The organism is Marinomonas foliarum (assembly GCF_016906065.1).
In the GTDB taxonomy this organism is placed as follows: Bacteria; Pseudomonadota; Gammaproteobacteria; order Pseudomonadales; family Marinomonadaceae; genus Marinomonas; species Marinomonas foliarum.
In genome coordinates this window covers 545,977-566,837 of the sequence record NZ_CP070273.1, presented here as the reverse complement: position 1 = coordinate 566,837, position 20,861 = coordinate 545,977, and the positions used below count along the sequence as shown (strand labels likewise).

Annotated in this window: 19 protein-coding genes and 2 tRNA genes; 17 read left to right on the top strand and 4 right to left on the bottom strand. The window is 41.7% G+C overall.

Features of this window, described 5'->3' with window-relative positions:
- Nucleotides 1-3 precede the first annotated feature (3 nt).
- Complete coding sequence (folX, locus tag JSY38_RS02675) at nucleotides 4-372, bottom strand: dihydroneopterin triphosphate 2'-epimerase (protein ID WP_181858488.1); 369 nt, start codon at nucleotides 370-372, stop codon at nucleotides 4-6.
- A gap of 439 nt (nucleotides 373-811) precedes the next feature.
- Here folX and JSY38_RS02670 point away from each other — a divergent pair, with 439 nt between their 5' ends.
- The 9 genes from JSY38_RS02670 to sthA all read left to right on the top strand — a co-directional run bounded on the left by JSY38_RS02670 (nucleotide 812) and on the right by sthA (nucleotide 9,435).
- Complete coding sequence (locus tag JSY38_RS02670) at nucleotides 812-2,149, top strand: Na(+)-translocating NADH-quinone reductase subunit A (RefSeq protein ID WP_205115133.1); 1,338 nt, start codon at nucleotides 812-814, stop codon at nucleotides 2,147-2,149.
- 3 nt (nucleotides 2,150-2,152) lie between these two features.
- Nucleotides 2,153-3,349 carry an NADH:ubiquinone reductase (Na(+)-transporting) subunit B gene (locus JSY38_RS02665; protein WP_114410890.1) on the top strand — a complete coding sequence of 399 codons (1,197 nt, stop codon included), beginning with the start codon at nucleotides 2,153-2,155 and terminating at the stop codon, nucleotides 3,347-3,349.
- A complete protein-coding gene (locus tag JSY38_RS02660; protein ID WP_114410889.1) occupies nucleotides 3,342-4,139 on the top strand; it encodes a Na(+)-translocating NADH-quinone reductase subunit C in 798 nt (265 codons plus the stop codon). Before JSY38_RS02665 ends, JSY38_RS02660 begins: the two co-directional genes overlap by 8 nt.
- A complete protein-coding gene (locus tag JSY38_RS02655; RefSeq protein ID WP_114410888.1) occupies nucleotides 4,139-4,801 on the top strand; it encodes an NADH:ubiquinone reductase (Na(+)-transporting) subunit D in 663 nt (220 codons plus the stop codon). The genes JSY38_RS02660 and JSY38_RS02655 overlap by 1 nt, the downstream gene beginning before the upstream one ends.
- Nucleotides 4,802-5,410: an NADH:ubiquinone reductase (Na(+)-transporting) subunit E gene (nqrE, locus tag JSY38_RS02650; RefSeq protein WP_114410887.1), complete on the top strand. Its 609-nt coding sequence runs from the start codon at nucleotides 4,802-4,804 to the stop codon at nucleotides 5,408-5,410.
- A gap of 42 nt (nucleotides 5,411-5,452) precedes the next feature.
- A complete protein-coding gene (gene nqrF / locus JSY38_RS02645) occupies nucleotides 5,453-6,679 on the top strand; it encodes an NADH:ubiquinone reductase (Na(+)-transporting) subunit F (RefSeq protein WP_114410886.1) in 1,227 nt (408 codons plus the stop codon).
- A gap of 64 nt (nucleotides 6,680-6,743) precedes the next feature.
- A complete protein-coding gene (locus tag JSY38_RS02640; protein ID WP_205115131.1) occupies nucleotides 6,744-7,757 on the top strand; it encodes an FAD:protein FMN transferase in 1,014 nt (337 codons plus the stop codon).
- 28 nt (nucleotides 7,758-7,785) lie between these two features.
- Complete coding sequence (gene nqrM / locus JSY38_RS02635; protein WP_114410884.1) at nucleotides 7,786-8,019, top strand: (Na+)-NQR maturation NqrM; 234 nt, start codon at nucleotides 7,786-7,788, stop codon at nucleotides 8,017-8,019.
- Between the two features lie 21 nt (nucleotides 8,020-8,040).
- Nucleotides 8,041-9,435 (top strand): Si-specific NAD(P)(+) transhydrogenase, encoded by a 1,395-nt coding sequence (sthA, locus tag JSY38_RS02630; protein ID WP_114410883.1) that lies wholly within the window; start codon nucleotides 8,041-8,043, stop codon nucleotides 9,433-9,435.
- Nucleotides 9,436-9,514: 79 nt separating this feature from the next.
- Here the strand turns inward: sthA and JSY38_RS02625 are convergent, their stop codons facing one another.
- Entirely contained in the window at nucleotides 9,515-10,066 is a 552-nt protein-coding gene (locus JSY38_RS02625) for a hypoxanthine-guanine phosphoribosyltransferase (RefSeq protein WP_114410882.1), read from the bottom strand.
- Nucleotides 10,067-10,103: 37 nt separating this feature from the next.
- A complete protein-coding gene (locus tag JSY38_RS02620) occupies nucleotides 10,104-10,964 on the bottom strand; it encodes a YihY family inner membrane protein (RefSeq protein WP_114410881.1) in 861 nt (286 codons plus the stop codon).
- Nucleotides 10,965-11,298: 334 nt separating this feature from the next.
- Here JSY38_RS02620 and JSY38_RS02615 point away from each other — a divergent pair.
- The 8 genes from JSY38_RS02615 (at nucleotide 11,299) to JSY38_RS02580 (ending at nucleotide 19,818) form a co-directional block, all read left to right on the top strand.
- Nucleotides 11,299-11,375: transfer RNA gene (locus JSY38_RS02615), tRNA-Arg, on the top strand.
- Nucleotides 11,376-11,495: 120 nt separating this feature from the next.
- The gene (tig, locus tag JSY38_RS02610; protein ID WP_114410880.1) at nucleotides 11,496-12,821 is read left to right on the top strand and encodes a trigger factor; all 1,326 of its coding nucleotides are present in this window, start codon (nucleotides 11,496-11,498) and stop codon (nucleotides 12,819-12,821) included.
- Nucleotides 12,822-12,895: 74 nt separating this feature from the next.
- Nucleotides 12,896-13,528, top strand: coding sequence for an ATP-dependent Clp endopeptidase proteolytic subunit ClpP (clpP, locus tag JSY38_RS02605; RefSeq protein WP_114410879.1), 633 nt, complete (start codon nucleotides 12,896-12,898; stop codon nucleotides 13,526-13,528).
- Nucleotides 13,529-13,544: 16 nt separating this feature from the next.
- Nucleotides 13,545-14,825, top strand: coding sequence for an ATP-dependent protease ATP-binding subunit ClpX (clpX, locus tag JSY38_RS02600; protein WP_114410878.1), 1,281 nt, complete (start codon nucleotides 13,545-13,547; stop codon nucleotides 14,823-14,825).
- Between the two features lie 213 nt (nucleotides 14,826-15,038).
- Nucleotides 15,039-17,432, top strand: a complete 2,394-nt coding sequence (gene lon / locus JSY38_RS02595) for an endopeptidase La (RefSeq protein ID WP_114410877.1) — start codon at nucleotides 15,039-15,041, stop codon at nucleotides 17,430-17,432.
- 126 nt (nucleotides 17,433-17,558) lie between these two features.
- The gene (locus JSY38_RS02590) at nucleotides 17,559-17,831 is read left to right on the top strand and encodes an HU family DNA-binding protein (protein WP_012069435.1); all 273 of its coding nucleotides are present in this window, start codon (nucleotides 17,559-17,561) and stop codon (nucleotides 17,829-17,831) included.
- 7 nt (nucleotides 17,832-17,838) lie between these two features.
- Nucleotides 17,839-17,915, top strand: a tRNA-Asp gene (locus JSY38_RS02585).
- A gap of 76 nt (nucleotides 17,916-17,991) precedes the next feature.
- A complete protein-coding gene (locus JSY38_RS02580) occupies nucleotides 17,992-19,818 on the top strand; it encodes a SurA N-terminal domain-containing protein (protein WP_205115129.1) in 1,827 nt (608 codons plus the stop codon).
- A 99-nt stretch (nucleotides 19,819-19,917) separates the two neighbouring features.
- Here JSY38_RS02580 and JSY38_RS02575 read toward each other — a convergent pair whose 3' ends face one another.
- Nucleotides 19,918-20,841 (bottom strand): Dyp-type peroxidase, encoded by a 924-nt coding sequence (locus tag JSY38_RS02575; protein ID WP_205115127.1) that lies wholly within the window; start codon nucleotides 20,839-20,841, stop codon nucleotides 19,918-19,920.
- Nucleotides 20,842-20,861 lie beyond the last annotated feature (20 nt).

Here is a 20,861-nt window from a genome sequence, read left to right as displayed (position 1 = left end):
GGCTTATTGTTCTCTAGTGGCGGACAGTGTTAAGGAAACGGAATCGGCAAAACGCAAAGCGTGGGGTTTTGCTACTTCAACTTTTGCAAAGGTGACATGGCTTGATTCCATGCACAGTGCTAATAGGTCTGCTGTGAGTTTTTCAAGCAAAAGAAAGCGATTGTTCTCTGTATGGGCTATCATTTCTTTGCAAATGGTTCGGTAATTCACTGCGTTTTCAACGTTATCTGTGTCGTAGGCTTGAGAAGCTGGGTATTGAATCCAAGCGTTAATCACGACATCTTGCTTGTTTTGCTTTTCAGATTCATTGAAGCCTATGTAGGTTCGTAAGCGTAAGTTCTTAATATGAATTTGAGCTTCTGGCTTTATCATAGCTTTTTTTCCATCTCATGGCCTACTAAATAGTTAGGCGGTATTGTGTCGTTTTCGACCTTGTATGGCAACTCGCTTAAAGTACGCTGAGAAGTAATTTTTAGATTGATTTGTCTGAGTTTTTACAGAAGCTACTATTTAAGTTGTTATAGTGGTCTTTGATTTAGTAATAAAACAACAAAAAAAGGATTTTTTCAGGCTGCAAGTCAGTAAATAAGGATAAAGTGGTGCTTTTTAATAAAAGTTGATGCTTAAAGACGACGTCCTGAGCTGGTCAATGGCGGGAATGATCATTATAATACGTCGGTTTTTTGGTGAAGTGAGTTTGCGTTTTACAATTACCTGAAAGTAATTGTTCGCTTGTGCATGGTTTCCCGGAGGGGGGTACAAGCAATTCGCATTGCGCTTTTTGTGTTCAATTTATTGTTGGGCAGAACATATGTATAAAATTACAAAAGGCCTAGATCTACCGATCTCTGGTGCTCCCAATCAAGTGATTGAGGCGGTTATTGCTGCTAAAACGGTCGCTGTGATCGGTCCTGACTACCATGGCATGAAGCCTACCATGCTAGTCAAGGAAGGGGATAAGGTTAAGAAAGGTCAGGTTATCTTTACAGATAAGAAAACAGAAGGCGTAAAGTATACGGCTCCTGCTTCTGGAACGATAACTGCTATTAATCGTGGTGAAAGACGTGTTTTACAATCTGTCGTAATTAGTGTCGAAGGTGATGAGTCTGAAACCTTCGCATCGTATTCCGGATCAGAATTGAAATCTCTCGAACGCAGTAAAGTTGTTGAAAATCTGGTTGAGTCTGGGTTATGGACAGCATTCCGTACGCGTCCATTCTCAAAAGTACCTGAAATTGCTTCAATCCCTCATTCTATCTTCGTTACGGCAATGGATACTAATCCATTAGCGGCCTCTCCTGAGGTTGTGTTGGCGGATCTAGCAGAAGAGTTTGCAGACGGTCTTACTGTCTTGGCTCGTTTGACTGAAGGTAAGGTGTTTGTTTGTAAGGCGCCAGGCGCAAAGATTCCAACAACGTCTGATGTGACTGTTGAGGAATTTGCTGGTGTACATCCAGCGGGTCTTGCTGGCACACACATTCATTTCCTTGATCCTGTCAGTGATAAGAAAACAGTTTGGTCTATTAATTACCAAGACGTTGTTGCTATCGGCAAGCTTTTTGTATCAGGTGAACTGAGCGTTGAGCGTGTTGTTTCTATCGCTGGGCCTCAAGTTAAAAAACCTCGTTTAGTGCGCACTCAAGTTGGTGCAAGCTTAGATGGCTTATTGGCTGGCGAAGTTGCAGATGGCGAAAACCGAGTGATTTCTGGTTCTGTTTTTTCTGGTCGTAATGCTGCGGGTCCATTTGCTTTCTTGGGGCGCTACCACAACCAAGTGTCTGTATTGCTTGAAGGTCGTGAGCGTCAAATGATGCATTATCTTCGTGCCGGTGTGGAAAAGCACTCTATTATGAATGTGTTTTTGTCCAAGCTTACCGGTAAAAAATCATTCGATATGTCAACAACTACTAATGGTAGTGATCGTACTATGTTGCCGCTTGGTAATTTTGAGCGTGTTATGCCGCTTGATATTTTGGCGACACAGTTGTTACGTGCGTTGGTCGTGAATGATACGGAGCAAGCTCAAAAGCTTGGTGCGCTTGAGTTGGATGATGAAGATTTGGCTTTGTGTACTTACAGTTGCTCAGGTAAGTTCGAATATGGTCCGATCCTTCGTGATTGCCTAACTCTAATAGAGAAAGAGGGTTAATTCATGGGGCTTAGAAAAGTACTCGATAAAATAGAGCCTGAGTTTCATTCAGGTGGTAAATATGAAAAATGGTATGCACTGTTTGAAGCAGTAGATACAATTTTTTATCGTCCAAGTTCTGTTACTAAAAATGGCTCCCATGTTCGTGATGCGGTTGATATGAAGCGTATTATGATCTTGGTGTGGATGTGTACATTCCCTGCTATGTTTTTTGGCATGTACAATATTGGTTGGCAAGCAAATACGGCGATGGACGCAATGGGCGTTACAGCAGCCGATTCTTGGCGCCATTCCATTATTGGTAGCCTTACTAGTTACGATGCTTCAAGTATTTGGGACAATATGATCTATGGCGCAATGTACTTTTTGCCTGTTTATCTTGTCACATTTGTTGTTGGTGGTTTTTGGGAGGTTTTGTTTGCTTCCGTGCGTAAGCATGAAGTGAATGAGGGTTTCTTTGTTACCTCTATCCTGTTTGCACTTTCTTTGCCAGCGACTGTGCCTTTATGGCAAGTAGCCTTGGGTATCAGTTTTGGTGTTGTGCTTGCGAAAGAAGTGTTTGGTGGTACAGGTAAAAACTTCCTTAACCCGGCATTAGCTGGTCGTGCTTTCTTATTCTTTGCTTACCCAGCATCTATGTCTGGTGATGCGGTTTGGACTGCAATTGATGGCTTCTCTGGTGCAACGGCACTTAGTCAGCTTGCTGCTGGTGGCGTATCTGGTTTGACGGTTGCTTGGTCTGATGCTTTCTTTGGCTTTATTCAAGGTTCAATGGGCGAAACTTCTACTCTTGCTATCTTAATTGGTGGTGGTGCGTTGTTAGTGATGAGAATTGCTGCGTGGCGTATTGTTGCTGGTGTTATGCTGGGTATGATTTTAACCTCTGCTTTGTTTAATGTTATTGGTTCTGACACTAACCCTATGTTCTCAACTCCATGGTACTGGCATCTAGTTTTGGGTGGTTTTGCTTTCGGTATGATGTACATGGCGACAGACCCAGTGTCAGCATCTATGACGAATCGTGGTAAGTGGTTCTATGGTGCCTTGATTGGTCTAATGGTTGTTCTTATTCGTGTTGTGAACCCTGCATACCCAGAAGGTATGATGTTGGCGATTCTTTTTGCGAATTTGTTTGCACCATTTATTGATCACTTTGTTGTTCAGGCAAACATTAAACGGAGGATTGCACGCAATGGCTAGCAGTAACGATAGTATTAAAAAGACCATTATAGTTGCTTTATCTTTGTGTTTGGTTTGTTCTATTTTTGTTGCAGCTGCAGCGGTAGGTCTTAAACCTATCCAGAACACCAACAAAGATTTAGACCGAAAACGTAATATCTTGTCTGCTGCTAGCATGTTAGAAGCTGGCAAGTCTGTAGATGAAATTTTCGAATCGGTTGAGACTCGCATCGTTAATTTGCAAACGAATAAATTTGCAACACAGGAAGAGCTTCAGTCTGCAGGGATCAATGTGGCAACATTTGATCAGCAAGCTGCCGCTAAAGATCCTAGTTTATCGGTTTCACTGAAAGGTAATGATCCGGCAGGTATTAAGCGCCGTTCAAACTTTTCTGCAGTGTATCTTGTGAAAACTGGCGATAAGATTGATCGAATCATTCTTCCGGTACATGGTTATGGCTTATGGTCAACTATGTATGGCTTTATGGCTTTAAAGAATGACTTCAATACAGTGATAGGTTTTGGTTTTTATGACCAAGCTGAAACACCTGGATTGGGTGGTGAGGTTGATAATCCTAACTGGAAAGCCTTGTGGAAAGGCAAGAAAGTCTATGATGACCAAGGTGAAGCGGTTATTCAGCTTGCCAAAGGTGGCGTAGATAGCTCTGATCCTAAAGCCATGTACAAAGTAGATGGTCTATCTGGTGCGACATTGACAAGTCGTGGGGTTACTCATCTTGTTCAGTACTGGTTGGGTGATGAAGGTTTTGGACCTTTCTTGTCTCAGCTGCGTAGCGAAGGAGTTCAATAATGTCTGATGTGAAAAAAGTCCTCTTTGGGCCGATTCTTGCCAATAACCCGATTGCGTTGCAAATATTAGGTATTTGTTCCGCATTGGCGGTGACAAGTAGCTTGAGTGTTAGTTTGGTTATGGCGATTGCTTTGACCTTGGTAACGGCATTTTCTGGCTTCTTTATCGCGATTATTCGTAATCACATACCTAACAGTATTCGTATCATTGTACAGATGATCATTATTGCCTCTTTGGTTATTGTGGTTGATCAGGTGCTAAAAGCATTTGCTTATGAGATTAGTAAGCAGCTTTCTGTTTTTGTTGGCTTGATTATTACAAACTGTATCGTTATGGGACGCGCAGAAGCGTTTGCGATGAAGAATGGTCCTGTAATGAGCTTTGTTGACGGTATTGGTAATGGTTTAGGTTATAGCGCTATGTTGATCATAGTTGCTTTCTTCCGTGAGTTGTTAGGTGCTGGCAAGCTTTTTGGTGTCGAAATCCTCGCTACTGTACAGAACGGTGGCTGGTACCAGCCTAATGGTTTGATGTTGCTACCTCCAAGTGCATTCTTTGTAATCGGCTTGGTTATTTGGGCTTTACGTTCTTACAAAAAAGAACAAGTGGAAGAGCCTGAATTTAAAATTGCAGCGAATTCTCGTTCTCAGGAGGCGCTATAAATGGAACATTTAATTAGTCTGTTTGTTAAGGCTGTTTTTGTTGAAAACATGGCTTTGGCCTTCTTCCTTGGTATGTGTACTTTCTTGGCATTGTCTAAGAAAGTAGAAACAGCGATAGGTCTAGGTATTGCGGTTGTAGTTGTATTGGCAATTACGGTTCCGCTAAACAATTTGCTGTACCAAAATCTATTAGCTGATGGTGCATTGGATTGGGCTGGCTTACCAGGTGTCGATCTTAGTTTCCTAGGTTTGTTGAGCTATATTGGTGTTATCGCCGCTGTCGTTCAGATCTTGGAAATGACATTGGATAAATACATGCCTGCGTTATATAACGCGCTGGGTGTATTCTTGCCTCTTATTACTGTGAACTGTGCCATCATGGGTGCCTCTTTGTTTATGGTTGAACGTGACTATAACTTTAGTGAAAGTCTTGTTTACGGTGTAGGTGCTGGTGTTGGTTGGGCGTTGGCGATTGCTGCGCTAGCTGGTATTCGGGAGAAACTTAAATATTCAGATGTTCCTGCAGGTCTTCGTGGTCTTGGTATCACGTTTATTACTGTCGGTTTGATGAGTTTAGGTTTTATGTCATTTTCTGGTGTTCAGCTTTAATTGGCTGCACATTTAGACAACCAAGAATAAGGTTTAACTAACATGGTCAACTTAGAAATTATTCTAGGTGTGGTGATGTTCACAGCTATCGTGCTTGCGTTAGTGGCAATTATCCTTGCTGCTCGTGCGCGCTTGGTAAGTTCTGGGGACGTAACAATCCGCATCAATGGCGAAAAGGAAGTGACAGCACCTGCTGGTGGTAAGTTGCTTCAGACTTTAGCGAACAGTGGTATTTTTCTATCATCAGCGTGTGGCGGTGGTGGTACTTGTGCTCAATGTAAGTGTAAGGTGACTACTGGTGGTGGCTCTATGCTGTCTACTGAGCAGTCTCATTTTACCCGTCGCGATGAAAAAGAAGGTTACCGCTTGTCTTGTCAGGTTTCTGTGAAACAGGATATGGACGTAGAGGTGCCTGAAGAGGTGTTTGGTGTTAAAGCTTGGGAATGTACCGTTGAGTCAAATCCTAACTTAGCAACCTTTATCAAAGAATTGACGTTGAAATTGCCTGAAGGTGAGAACGTTGATTTCCGTGCTGGTGGTTATGTTCAGCTTGAAGCGCCTGCTCATACAGTCGAATATAAAGATTTTGATATCGAAGAAGAGTATCGTGGTGACTGGGATAAATTTAATCTTTGGAAATTTGTTTCTAAGGTTGATGAAACCGTTATTCGTGCTTATTCAATGGCGAACTACCCTGAAGAAAAGGGCATTGTGAAGTTTAATATTCGTATTGCTTCTCCACCTCCGGGTAAGGATGACTTACCACCGGGGCAAATGTCTTCTTATGTGTTCAGTCTTAAGCCTGGCGATAAGATTAAGGTATACGGCCCATTCGGTGAGTTCTTCGCGAAAGATACGGAAGCTGAAATGGTGTTTGTTGGTGGTGGTGCAGGTATGGCGCCAATGCGTTCTCATATCTTCGATCAGCTTAAACGTCTGAACTCTAAGCGTAAGATTTCTTTCTGGTACGGTGCTCGTAGTGTACGTGAGGCTTTCTACTCTGAGGAGTATGATAAGCTTCAAGAAGAAAACGATAACTTCGAATGGCATTTGGCGCTTTCTGATCCTCAGCCAGAGGATAACTGGGAAGGTAAAACAGGTTTCATTCATAACGTTCTTTATGATAGTTACTTGAAAGATCACCCCGCTCCAGAAGATTGTGAGTACTACATGTGTGGGCCTCCAATGATGAACGCATCTGTTATCAAGATGCTAGAAGATCTAGGTGTAGAAAAAGAAAACATCTTGCTTGATGATTTCGGTGGCTAACACTTGAATAAAGACCCACCAATTGGTGGGTCTTTATTTTATAAGTAACTAAAAAAAGATTTATATGCGTAAAAAAATAGTATTTTTTGCTCTTCTACTTGTTGCCGCTACGGCTGTGTACCGCTTCTCTGTATTCAGTCCTGAGTTAGTGGGTTTTTCTGGTCCCACCATGGGGACAACTTATACAGTTAAGTTTTTTACAACTAAAGATGTGTCAAATGCCACTGACTTAAAACAGGATGTTGATTCTGCTTTAGTAAAAGTCAATAAGTTGATGTCCACCTATGACTCTAACTCAGAACTTTCGCTTTTTAATGGGTCGCCAGCAGGCCAATCTACTATTATTAGTGAAGAGATGGCTTACGTAATTGATAAGGCTTTATTGATTAGTGAAATGAGTAGTGGTGAGTATGATGTTACAATAGGTCCACTAGTAAATTTATGGGGGTTTGGACCAGGTAAGCGAGAAGATGTGGTTCCAAGTCAAGCTGCGATTGACGAGGCGAAGTCTCGAGTAGGGTATCAATTTCTAACGTTGGATGGCCTTAGATTAACTAAACAAAAAGACATTTACGTTGATCTGTCTTCCATCGCAAAAGGTTACGGCGTTGACGCTGTTGCTATGGTGTTACGAGATTACGGTGTTGAAAGTTATTTGGTTGAGGTGGGTGGTGAAATTTTATCGAAAGGGATGAAGTCTGACGGCTCTCCTTGGCGCATTGCAATTGAAAGCCCTTCTGGTGGTCATGACATTGCCGAAAGAATTATTGCAGTGACGGATATTGCAGTTGCAACCTCAGGTGATTATAGAAATTATTTTGAGAAAAATGGTGTGAGGTATTCTCATACTATTAACCCTGTTACGGGAAGACCGATAACTCATAAGCTGGTTTCTGTGACAGTAATTGATAAGACGGCCACAATGGCGGATGGTCTCGCAACGGCCATTACGGCGCTTGGTCCTGACAAAGGTCTTGATTTCGCACAGCAGAATGGAATTGCGGCGTACTTGTTGGTGAAGACTGATTTCGGTTTTGAAGAGTATTCTTCTAAAGCCTTTGAGCCTTATTTGAATTAAAAGCAATTAATTTTTCTGGAGAGATCATATGTTAACTATTGTTCTTGCATTTGTTCTGATGCTTTTGTTGGTAACAGCCATGTCTGTCGGTGTATTGATGGGTAGAAAGCCTATTTCTGGCTCTTGTGGTGGTATGAGTGCGTTGGGGATGGAAGTTGCCTGCGATATTTGTGGTGGCGATAAAGGTAAATGTGAAAAAGAAACGAAAAAAGGTATGGCGGCAACGGTTTCTGATGACACGTTTTATGACGCATCTAAATAATTGAACAGTGAAGAGGGTATTATGACGACGAGACATTATGATGTGGTGGTTTTAGGCACAGGTCCTGCCGGAGAAGGTGCCGCGATGAGTGCGGCGAAGGCTGGCAAAAGAGTGGCTGTGATTGAAGCGAGTTCGCAAGTTGGCGGAAGCTGTACGCATTTAGGAACTATTCCATCAAAAGCGTTGCGTCACGCTGTTAAGGAAATTATTGCATTCAATACTAATCCAATGTTTCGTGATATTGGTGAGCCTCGTTGGTTTTCGTTTCCAAAAGTGTTGGATCGCGCAAATAGAGTTATTGATCAACAGGTTATGGGTCGTACAGAGTATTATGCGCGTAACCGAATTGATATTTACTTTGGTAAAGGTAAATTCAAGGATGCCAATACAATAGAAGTAAATACTTATGAAAAGGGACCGGAGCTGCTAGTCGCGAAGAAAGTTGTTATTGCAACAGGATCGCGTCCGTATCGTCCAGCTAATATCGATTTTTCACATCCTCGTATTTATTGCTCTGATACCATTCTAAGCTTGAGTCATACTCCGCGTTCATTAATTATTTATGGTGCGGGTGTCATTGGTTGTGAGTATGCATCAATTTTTTGTGGTCTGGGTGTGCGCGTTGAGCTAATCAATCCAGCCAAAAAACTATTGAGCTTTCTTGATGATGAAATTACCGATGCGTTGAGTTATCACTTGCGCGATGGTGGTGTTCTAATTCGTCACAACGAAACGTATGATTCTGTTGAAACCACGGAGCGTGGCGTTGTCATGCATATGGCATCTGGCAAAAAATTACGTGCAGATGCTTTGTTGTTCTGTAACGGGCGTTCTGGTAATACTGATAATTTGGGTCTAGAGTCCATTAACTTAGATGTTAATACTCGTGGCCAACTTGCCGTTAATGATACTTACCAGACTCAAGTTGAAAACGTTTATGCGGCTGGTGACGTAATTGGTTGGCCAAGTTTGGCGAGTGCGGCTTACGATCAAGGTCGTGCTGCTGCTGCAAACATGTTTGGCGCTGCTGGCGGGGAATTTATCAGTGAAGTGCCAACAGGGATTTATACCATTCCTGAAATTAGCTCTGTTGGTAAAACCGAAGCGGAGCTGACTGCTGAAAAAGTGCCTTATGAGGTTGGCCGTGCTTTCTTTAAGAATACTGCTCGTGCACAGATAACAGGTGAAGCGGTAGGTATGCTAAAAATCCTTTTCCATCGTGAGTCTCTGGAGTTATTAGGAATACACTGTTTTGGTGACCAAGCTTCAGAGATCGTGCATATCGGTCAGGCTATTATGAAGCAACCGGGCGAGCAAAATACGCTTAAGTATTTTTTGAATACGACGTTTAACTACCCGACTATGGCAGAAGCCTATCGAGTGGCGGCACTTAACGGCTTTAACCGAGTGTTCTAAGTGTTGTGAGTTTAATAAAAAATACCCACTTTAAAGTGGGTATTTTTTTGTCAGTCTTTTGGTCTTTTGTGTAAGGGGCTTAGCTGTCTTTAACAGCGTAAATGCCTTTTAGATTTCTGAAAAAGCCTTTGTAGTCCATGCCATAGCCGAATAAAAAGCGGTCAACAACATCTTCTCCAATATAATCTGGAGTCATGTCTGTTTTTCTATCGTGCAGTTTGTTGATTACTGTTGCTGTATAAACGCTATGAGTCTCTTGGGTTTCTAGCCACTTAGCGATAGCTTGTAGTGTGTGTCCTTGGTCAAAAATATCATCAACAACAAGAACATGTCTGTCTTTTAGTTTTGTCTGTGGATAGCTCAACCAATTGAGTGAAGTGCCTTCAGTTTCCATTCCGTAGCGAGTTGCGTGGATGTAATCAACTTCAAGAGGGAAATTAAGACGTTCGATTAGTGCTGCAGTCGGAATTAATCCCCCATTCATAACACACAGCACAAGAGGGAGCTTATCTGATAGATCTGTTGTTATCTGGGTGGCCATTTTATCTAGAGCTTTGTTGAGCGTAGCTTCGTCGACTAAGCAATCTGCTTCTTCTAAAATTTTGTTTAGTTCGTTGATTGTGTTCGTCATGGTGAGCCCTATTGTGAAAAATTGGCGGGATTTTACATTAATCCTGACCAGATGATAAGTTTTTATCTTGGCTAGTGTTTTTTATGCTGTGCAGGGTAGCGCATAGGCAAATGGATGCTAAAACAATAAGCCATGAGGTTTGTAGCCATATCAGAAAAATCGGAATTGCGGCAAATGCACCATAAACAACCTGATAGCTGGTGAAGAAATGTGCGAACGAGCTAAAGATTGTATTGAGGGTATAAAGTCCAATACTACCTAATAATGCTGAAATAGATGCCCATTTTACTGAAACGTCAGCGTTAGGTGTTAAAAAGTTAAGTGTCAGAAGCATTAAAAAGTAAAGTACAATAGTGGCTAGTTCGAGCAAATTATTTACCCAGGAGCTTGTCTGGTTATCCTGTATTTCCATTGAGATGAGCGTTCCGTAAAGGCTTAGTGAGGCAGCAAACAATATAGGTCCTAATGTAAGGATGGCCCAATACGTCAAAAGGCGTTCTCTTATTTTACGGGGTTTCTCTATTCTCCATATAGATTGCACGCTGTTTTCAAAGCTATTGAGTAATAATAGTGCGGTTAAAACGAGGGCGATAAGACCTGCAATGGGGAGATTTTTAGTTTGAGCTGAAAATTCTATTAAGTAGGGGAGCATGATATCGCTTGTGCCTGGCGCCATATGTTGTTCAATAAGGCCAAATAGCTGAGATTGCATATCTTTTAGTGTAGGCGTGAAGCTTAGTATCCCGACAATGATAGTGATGATCGGGACGGCAGCTAACAAGCTGGAGAGTGTTAGTTGGGCTGCTTTTTGAGAAAGGTTGCTGTTTTGAAAGCGGCTTTTTGTAAGGTGCCCATAACGTTTTATAAGAAGGTATATTTGATTAAATAGCTGTGGCATCTTTGGCGTGACTCGATTTGGATTAGTTAATGTATTAACGATATCACAGGTCAAAAAAAATTATAAAATTTCTTGTTTGTGCACATTGCACAAATACAGTGCAATGTGTTTTGTTTTGGCGCATTGAACTTGTTTTTGCAAAGGCGGCGCTGTATTATCTGCTTTGTTCCTTTTGTGATATTTGTACTTCGGAGTAGTAGATCTAAGCTATTCTAGGTTCCTTGGTTGCAAATAATCATTTTAGCCCAGTTTTACTGGGCTTTTTTATGTCTATTGGTTGACGATTGCTATTCCATCCCTATAATAGCCCACCACATGAAATGTAATGACCTAGGTTCCGTTAGCTCAGTTGGATAGAGCAACCGCCTTCTAAGCGGTAGGTCACTGGTTCGAATCCAGTACGGAGCACCATTTCAGTCCATTACTTTAATTGAATTTTTTATTTAGGTTTTGCTGGCTGTAATTGAATAGATGCCTTGTTATTAACAAGGAAGCCAACAAATTAAAAGCAAGTTCCCGAGAGGAAGTTTTATGCAAGTTTCTGTAGAGACAACGTCTCCAATCGAGCGCGTTTTAACAATTAGTATTCCTGCTGCTCGTGTTGACGAGAAAGTAAATTCTGAAGTGGCTAAAACAGCGAAGACAATTCGTATCGATGGATTCCGTAAGGGTAAAGTACCTGTTAGCGTTGTTAAAAAACGTTACGGTCAAGGTATTCGTATCGACGCAGTAGAACAAATTATGCGTGATGCTTATGTTGAAGCTATTCAAAAAGAATCTATTCAGCCTGCAGGCATGCCTTCTATTGAACCAAAGAACTTCACTGAAGGTGCAGATCTTGAGTTCGTTGTAAAAGTTGAAGTTTACCCAGAAGTTGCATTGGCAGATAACTCTGCGATCAAAGTTGAACGTGTTGTATCTGAAGTAACAGATGCGGACGTTGATACTATGCTAGAAACTTTGCGTAAACAAAATGCTGATTGGTCTGCTGTTGAGCGTGAATCTGCTGATGGCGATCAAGTGACAATCGATTTTGTCGGTTACCTTGGTGATGAAGCCTTTGAAGGCGGTGCTGCAGAAGGTCACAAGCTTGTATTGGGTTCTAATACAATGATCCCAGGTTTTGAATCTGGTATTCTTGGTGCTAAAGCAGGCGAAGAGCGCACAATTACTGTGACTTTCCCTGAAGATTACCAAGCAGAAAACCTGAAAGGCCAAGAAGCAACATTTAAGATCACTGTATCTGAAGTTGCAGAGCAAATTGTTCCAGAGTTGAATGATGCTTTTGTTGAGAAATTTGGTTTAGAAACGGCAACTGTTGATGCTTTGCGCGCTGAAGTTCGTAAGAATATGGATCGTGAGCTTAATCAAGCTGTTAAATCTAAATTGAAAAATGCGTTGTTTGAAGGCTTGTCTTCTATTAATGAAGTTGAAGTGCCTTCTGCGCTTATTGATCAAGAAGTTGATGCACTTCGTAAGCAAGCAGCTCAGCAGTTTGGTGGCCAAGAATTTGACGCCTCTCAGTTACCTGCTGAGTTGTTCCAAGAAGAAGCGAAAAAACGCGCTAAACTTGGTTTGTTGATTTCTGAAGTGATCAAAAAAGATGACTTGAAAGTGGATGATGATCGTGTTCGTTCATTCTTAGAAGATATGGCGCAAGCTTATCAAGAGCCACAGCAAGTAATCGATTTTTACTTAAAGAACAAAGAGCAATTAGCTCAAGTCCAATCTGCTGTACTTGAAGAGCAAGTTGTTGATAAACTGTTAGAATCTGCTCAAGTTACTGAAGTGACTTTGGGTTATGAAGACGCTATCAAGCCAAATGCCCAAGCCGAAGAGGCTGGGGAAGAAGCATAAGACGAGTCTTATCTTTTTTAATAAGGTCGACATAGCAAATGCTATGTCGACTTTTTTGTTTTAAGGAATGCGATATGAATTTGACGAATCCAACTACTGGTCCTGTTGCAATCACAAGTAATGGTCTTGTTCCAATGGTTATTGAACAGACTGCTCGTGGAGAAAGGTCGTTCGATATTTACTCGCGCTTGCTCAAGGAGCGAGTAATTTTTTTAGTTGGTCAGGTTGAAGATCACATGGCTAACTTGGTAGTGGCTCAGCTATTGTTTTTAGAGTCTGAAAACCCAGACAAAGACATTCACTTGTATATTAATTCTCCTGGTGGCTCTGTTACAGCAGGGATGTCTATTTATGATACGATGCAGTTTATAAAGCCAGATGTTAGCACTATGTGTATTGGTCAGGCGGCTAGCATGGGTGCTTTGTTATTGACTGCAGGTGCAGAAGGTAAACGTTATTGCTTGCCTAATTCACGAGTGATGATTCACCAGCCATTAGGTGGCTATCAGGGGCAGGCTTCTGATATTGAAATACATACACGTGAAATTTTAAGTATTAAACATAAGCTAAATGAAATTATTTCTTTTCATACAGGCAAGCCGATTGAGCAAGTTGCTATTGATACGGATCGTGATAACTTCATGAACCCTGAGACAGCAAAAGAATACGGCTTGATTGATGAAATATTGCAGAAACGAAAAGTTTAAGAAAAGGGTGGAATAAATGTCGGATGATAATTTTAGCCGTGGCGACCACTCCGATCGGTTATTGTATTGCTCTTTTTGCGGAAAGAGCCAAGATGAAGTTAAGAAGCTGATTGCTGGTCCTTCTGTTTATATTTGCAATGAGTGTGTAGATCTATGTAATAACATTATTACGCAAGAGCTATCTCAAGCAGGTGAAGACGGCGAGTCAGCAGATGAATTGCCAACACCAGCTAAACTTAGTGCTGCTTTAGATGATTATGTTATTGGTCAGGATAAAGCCAAGCGTGTTCTGGCTGTGGCTGTATACAACCATTACAAGCGCTTACGTCACCAAGGTAAAACGGATACAAGTATTGAGCTTGGTAAGAGTAATATCTTATTAATTGGTCCGACTGGTAGTGGTAAAACGTTGCTGGCTCAAACGCTTGCACGAGTTTTGGATGTTCCTTTTACGATTGCTGATGCAACGACGTTAACAGAAGCCGGGTATGTTGGTGAAGATGTCGAGAACATCATTCAGAAGCTGCTGCAGAACTGTGATTACGATGTTGAAAAAGCACAACGTGGTATTGTTTATATTGACGAAATCGACAAGATTTCTAGGAAGTCTGATAACCCATCTATTACACGTGATGTATCAGGTGAAGGTGTTCAGCAAGCTCTGCTAAAATTGATTGAAGGTACGGTTGCCTCTGTTCCGCCTCAAGGTGGGCGCAAGCATCCGCAACAAGAGTTTTTGCAGGTAGATACGTCTAACATCTTGTTTATTTGTGGTGGTGCGTTCGCTGGTTTGGAGCGTGTTATCAGTGATAGAACAGAAAAAAGTAGTATTGGCTTTTCTGCTACGGTGAAGAGTAAAGAAGAGGGTCGCACTTTTTCTGAAGCGGTACATCGAGTAGAGACAGAAGATTTGGTTAAATTTGGTTTGATTCCTGAGTTTGTAGGTCGTTTGCCGGTTGTTGCAACACTTTCAGAGTTGGATGAAGAAGCACTGATGATCATCCTAAGTCAGCCGAAAAATGCCTTGGTTAAACAGTACCAGCATTTATTTGAGTTAGAAGGGGTTGAGCTAGAGTTCACACCTGAGTCTTTGCGTGAAGCGGCTAAATTAGCATTAGAGCGTAAAACGGGTGCACGTGGCTTGCGTAGTATTTTAGAATCCTCTTTATTGGATTGTATGTATGAGCTTCCAACTCGTAATGATGTTGAAAAAGTTGTAATGGACGGCGCGTCTATTCGCGGTGAGTCAGCACCTTTAATGGTATTAGAAAAAGAAGACGTTGCTAAAAAAGCGTAACCTTTTAAATACCTGATTAATCTAAAGCCGAATTTAAGTGTAATTACTTAAATTCGGCTTTTTTTATGATGTTTCGCTTTAAAACACTGTGTAGACTAAATTCAAATGGTTACGATGCTTGTAATTTCGGGCATCGCCCTTATCTCTTTCCTAATCGTTGTTTAAATTTGAAAAGTGCGCTTTGTTAATATGCGCCCCGGATTGGAAGAAAATATGACAGATTCTTTACTACTGCCAATGTTGCCACTTCGCGATGTGGTTGTGTATCCCCATATGGTCCTGCCGTTATTTGTTGGACGTGCTAAATCCATAGCGGCATTAGAGTCTGCTATGGAAAATGATAAGCATGTTTTTCTTGTTGCTCAGCAAGATGCATCGAAAGATGATCCAGTGTTAGGGGATCTGTACTCAATTGGTACCACTGCAAAAGTGATGCAGTTGCTACGCCTACCAGATGGAACGGTTAAGGTTCTTGTTGAAGGTGGAAAGCGTGCTCGCCTTGAGTCTATGGAAGAGGCCGAAGGGTTTGTGCTTGGTCGTATTACCGAGTTAGATATTCAAGAAGAAGATGACGCTGAGCATAACGTGATTCGTAATGCGCTTATTAAGCAGCTGGATGAATATGTGGCTGGTAGCAAACGTATTCCGGCTGAAGTAGTGTCTTCTTTAAAGTCTATTGATGACCTATCAAAATTGATTGATAACATCACGGGCCATATGAGCCTGAAGCTTGAAGATAAGCAAAAAGTATTGGAAATAGATTCATTAACCGGTCGTGGTGAATATTTAATAGGTTTGATGGATGGCGAGTTAGATATTGCTCACCTTGAAAAAAGCATCCGTAGCCGTGTTAAAAAACAGATGGAAAAAAGCCAGCGCGAGTACTATTTGAATGAGCAGATGAAAGCCATTCAAAAAGAACTGGGTGATATGGAAGACAGTGGAAATGAGTTAGACGCACTTCAAGAAAAAATTAATGAAGTGGGTATGTCTGATGAGGCAAAAGACAAAGCGGAAGCTGAATTGAAAAAGCTGCGCATGATGTCACCAATGTCAGCAGAAGCAACGGTTGTCCGTGGTTATATTGATTGGTTAACATCACTGCCTTGGAAAAAACGCAGTAAAGTACGTAATGACTTAGCTTATGCTGAGAAGATCCTTAACCAAGACCATTATGGCCTGCAAGATGTTAAAGAGCGCATTTTAGAGTTCTTGGCAGTTCAGCAGCGAGTAAAGAAAGTAAAAGGGCCTGTGCTTTGTTTGGTTGGGCCTCCGGGTGTTGGTAAAACCTCGTTGGGTCAGTCTATTGCCAAAGCTGTGAATCGCCAATACGTTCGTATGGCGCTTGGTGGGGTGCGTGATGAGGCTGAAATACGTGGTCATCGCCGTACCTACATTGGTTCTATGCCGGGTAAGTTGCTGCAAAAATTGGCGAAAGTGAAAGTTAAGAATCCACTCTTTTTATTGGATGAGATCGATAAGATGGGTATGGATCAACGTGGTGATCCTGCGTCTGCACTGTTAGAGGTGCTTGATCCAGAGCAAAATCATACTTTTAATGATCATTACCTTGAAGTAGATTTCGATCTTTCAGATGTGATGTTTATCTGTACGTCTAATAGTATGAATATTCCTGGTCCATTACTTGATCGTATGGAAGTAATTCGTATTCCTGGTTATACCGAAGACGAAAAACTTAACATCGCGAAGCGTTATTTATTGCCTAAGCAAATTAAGCAAGCTGGACTAAAAGAGAAGGAAATTCAGGTGACGGATGAGGCGCTTATGGACGTCATTCGTTACTATACAAAAGAGGCTGGTGTGCGTGGTTTGGAGCGCGAGTTAAGTAAGATTTGCCGTCGTGTAGTTAAAAAACAAGCTCTAACCAAAGCAAAAGACGCAAAAGCAGTGGAAGTAACTAGTGCTAATTTAGAGGATTTTTCTGGAATTCATAAATTTAGTTACGGTAAAGCAGAAGAAAAAAATCAAATTGGCCAAGTTACAGGCTTGGCTTGGACCTCCGTTGGTGGTGAATTATTGACCATTGAGGCGGCTGGAGTGCCAGGAAAAGGTCGTCATGTTAAGACAGGTTCGCTTGGCGATGTGATGCAAGAATCTATTCAAGCAGCATTAACAGTTGTCAGAAGTCGAGCTGTTGGTCTGGGAATTGATGAAGATTTTCATGAAAAAACCGACCTTCATTTGCATGTTCCGGAAGGGGCGACTCCGAAAGATGGGCCTAGTGCGGGCGTGGCTATGTGTACAGCTATTGTGTCAGTGCTAACTAAGATCCCCGTTAAGGCCTCTGTGGCGATGACTGGCGAGATTACCCTGCGTGGGGAGGTGCTACCTATTGGTGGGCTTAAAGAGAAGCTTCTAGCGGCTCACAGGGGGGGGATAAAAACAGTTCTTATTCCGCAAGAAAATGCTCGTGATTTGAAGGAAATTCCTGATAATATCAAAGCAGACATTGAAGTCATCCCTGTCAAATGGATTGATGAGGTACTGGATATTGCTTTAGAGTACATTCCTTCACCAAAAAAGGTAGAAACCTTACCTTCTAGTGAAAAAACTGTTGATGAACAAGAAACTGTAAGTCATCATTAAGGTCATATCCTGTGTTGACAGGGAGTAGGTCGGGCTTGTATAACTTCTCGCTCGGCCTTGTTGGTAGGTATTTATACTGAGCCGAAAAAAAATTAAGGAACCACGAAAATACTGAAGGGGTACAACGTGAACAAATCTGAATTGATTGATGCTATTGCAGCTTCTGCTGATTTATCTAAAGCTTCTGCTAGCAATGCTCTTGACGCAACACTAAAAGCAATTGAAGCGGCTTTAGCAAAAGGTGACCAGGTTACACTAGTTGGTTTTGGTACTTTTGCAGTAAAAGAACGTGCGGCACGTACAGGCCGTAATCCTCAAACTGGTGAGGAAATCCAAATTAAAGCGGCGAAGGTTCCTGGCTTTAAGGCAGGTAAAGGTCTTAAAGACGCTGTAAACTAATGTTTTTGGAGCAGTAGTTCAGTTGGTTAGAATACCTGCCTGTCACGCAGGGGGTCGCGGGTTCGAGTCCCGTCTGTTCCGCCATTAGACACAAAAGGTGTATTCCAAGCGGAATGCACCTTTTTTATTGGACATTTAATTCATTCATTTGGAGGCAGTAATGCTCCAGGATATCAGAGATAAGTCACAAGGAATTGTGGTAAAGATCATTGTTGGTTTTATCGTTGTGACTTTTGCTCTATTTGGCGTAGATGCCTTGGTTCAAAGTTTTAGCTCATCCGACAAGGTAGCAGAGGTTGATGGTGTTGATATTAGCCGCACTCAAATGCTACAAGGTGCAGAAACGCAGCGTAGACAATTAATTTCGATGATGGGTGGGCAAATTAATCCAGCATTATTGGAAGACAATTTACTGCAGCGTCGGGCATTAGACGAGCTTGTCCAGCGTGTAGTATTAGCTAATCAAGCAAAAGAATTGGGCTTGGGTGTTTCTGATGCTCAGGTGAATGCGTATTTACTACAAGCTGAACAGTTTCAAACCAATGGGCAATTTGATGAAAATAAATACCTTAATTTCATTCGCTCTCTTGGATTTACGCCTTTAGCTTTTAAAGAGCGTATTAAGCAAGATGTTCTTATTCAGCAGCCACGTAATGCCATTGCAGGCTCTGAATTTGTTTTGCCTTATCAAGTGGATGGTGTTTCAAAGCTTCAGTCACAAACTAGATCGTATGATTATGTTTCTTTTTCATTAGCTGATGAGTCAGAAGTAACAAGCGTGACTGATGAAGAGCTGAAAGCCTATTATGATGAGCATAAAGACAGTTTTAAAACACCTGAGCAGGTTAAGCTAAACTACGTTGTTGTTTCCAGCTCAGACTTTTACAACAAAGTGAATGTCACCGATGCTGAATTGCAGGACGCTTACCAAGCTTCTATTTCAAGTTTGCCTCAAGAAGAAAGATCAGCGTCGCATATTCTAATTGAGACATCAGATAGATCGGATGAAGAAGCGCAAGCACTTATCGATGAAGTTCAAGATAAGTTAAAATCAGGCGCAAGCTTTGCTGATTTGGCGGCAGAATACTCTGATGATATCGGTTCGAAAAATGATGGTGGTAACCTAGGCTATGTTGAGCAAGGTACCATAGACGAAGCGTTCGATAATGTGTTGTTTTCGATGAAAAAAGGTGACATTGAACAGGCTAAAACTCAGTTCGGTTATCACCTAATTAAGTTGGATGATGTGACAGCGCCAGATGTGCCAAGTTTTGCCTCCAAAAAAGCAGAACTAGAAGAAACTCTGCGTAAAGACAAAGCTAGAGATGCTTTACTAACTGCGCATGAAGATATTACGGATTTGGCTTATGCAAGCGACAAGCTTGATGCTATCGCCAAAGAGTACGATGTAGATATCCTTCAGAGCGCGTACTTTGGCAGAGAAGGTGGTTCTGATGAAATCACTAGTAACCCTTCTGTTATTGCTGCTGCGTTCGATGTTGCGGTTTTGGAAGATGGCCAAAATAGTAATTTGATTGAACTGAGTGATGATCAAGTTGCTGTTGTCCATTTGAATGATTTTCAGCCAGAGTCTTTCCAGTCTTACGATGAAACGAAAGAGCAGGTAGCTTCTATTGTCGTGCAGAATAAGGCGGTAGAGTCGCTACAGGCGAAAGCAGAGAAGACTAAAGAGTCTAACTCAGTGTCATGGACATCTGTAGAGGCCGCTAAGCGTGGGCAAGACGAAATTACGTCTTTGGCTTTTTCTCTACCGCACCCAGAATCAAATACTCCAGTTGTTGGTATCGAAAGTTTGTCTAACGGTGATTTGGTGCTGATTCGCTTAAATGATGTTGCAGTTGGTGATTTGACACTTTCTGATGATCAGAAATTGGCTTATGAGCGCTACTTGAATCAAACTCAAGCGAGTTTGAGTACTCAAGCCCAACAAGATCTTTTAAAGAATAATGCGAAGATCGAACGTTAACTGATCGACATATAACGTATAGAAAAAAGTAAAAAGCCACTTCAATTTTGAAGTGGCTTTTTTATTGGATAAGTATTGTTAGGTATTAGTCATTAGGTGCTATTTATTGGCGCAAGACTGCAGCCAATCATTGGATGGGATAAAGAATGCTTGCCCTGTTGTCGCTTGGGTGTATTTCATTAGATTATCTGTGTTGCCATTTTCATCACCTTTCACCATGCTTTCTAACATCATATTAAAAATAACAGGAGTTTTGCTGTAGCTGGCAAACATTAGACCTTTTTCGGTTAAAGACGCAAAGGGCATGCTGTGACGTAATATCTCCAACGACTCGCCATTCTCATCTTTTAATGAAGTGCGTTTAGTATGTGCATGTACCGATTTTTCTGATGATGGATATTCTTGGTTTGTATGTTTAGTTCTGCCGTATACGTCTTCTTGAGTTTTAAGGTCTTCTTTTTCCCATTTTTCTAAGTCATGAACAAAGCGCATCAGGTTGAAATACGAACCCTGTTTAAAGCTAGAGTCTTCATCACCTACCAAAGCTACCGACTTACGCTGTTCGCCTGCAGGGTTTTCAGTGCCGTCAACAAAGCCAGTTAGATCTCGGTTATCAAGATATTTAAAGCAGCTGACTTCATCTACTAATGTGACGCTTTTTCCAAGAGCAGTAAACAGAACCTGACCTAGCTGGTAAGTCACATCGTGGCGAGAAGATCGAATGTGAAGAACTAAGTCAACGTCCGTTGATACCAATTCAATATCTTTACCTGTGATATGAGGGAAAGGTGCAAGAAATTTTGGTCGTGCAGAGTCTAGTTCATCCCATATTAAGCTGCTAAGGCCTACAGCAGCATGAAGTTCAGCGTCTGGGAATTGTGCTTGCAGTTCTCCAATAAGGGCTGGAGTGGCAGCTAGGGCGCTTGTAAGCGTATCGATTTCTGATCTATTGACATTAAGTGTGATGAAAAGGGCGTCACTTGACGCTTCGGCGATTATGCCAGATTGAAAAGGTGTCATCATGATGGTCCTTTTTAAATTAA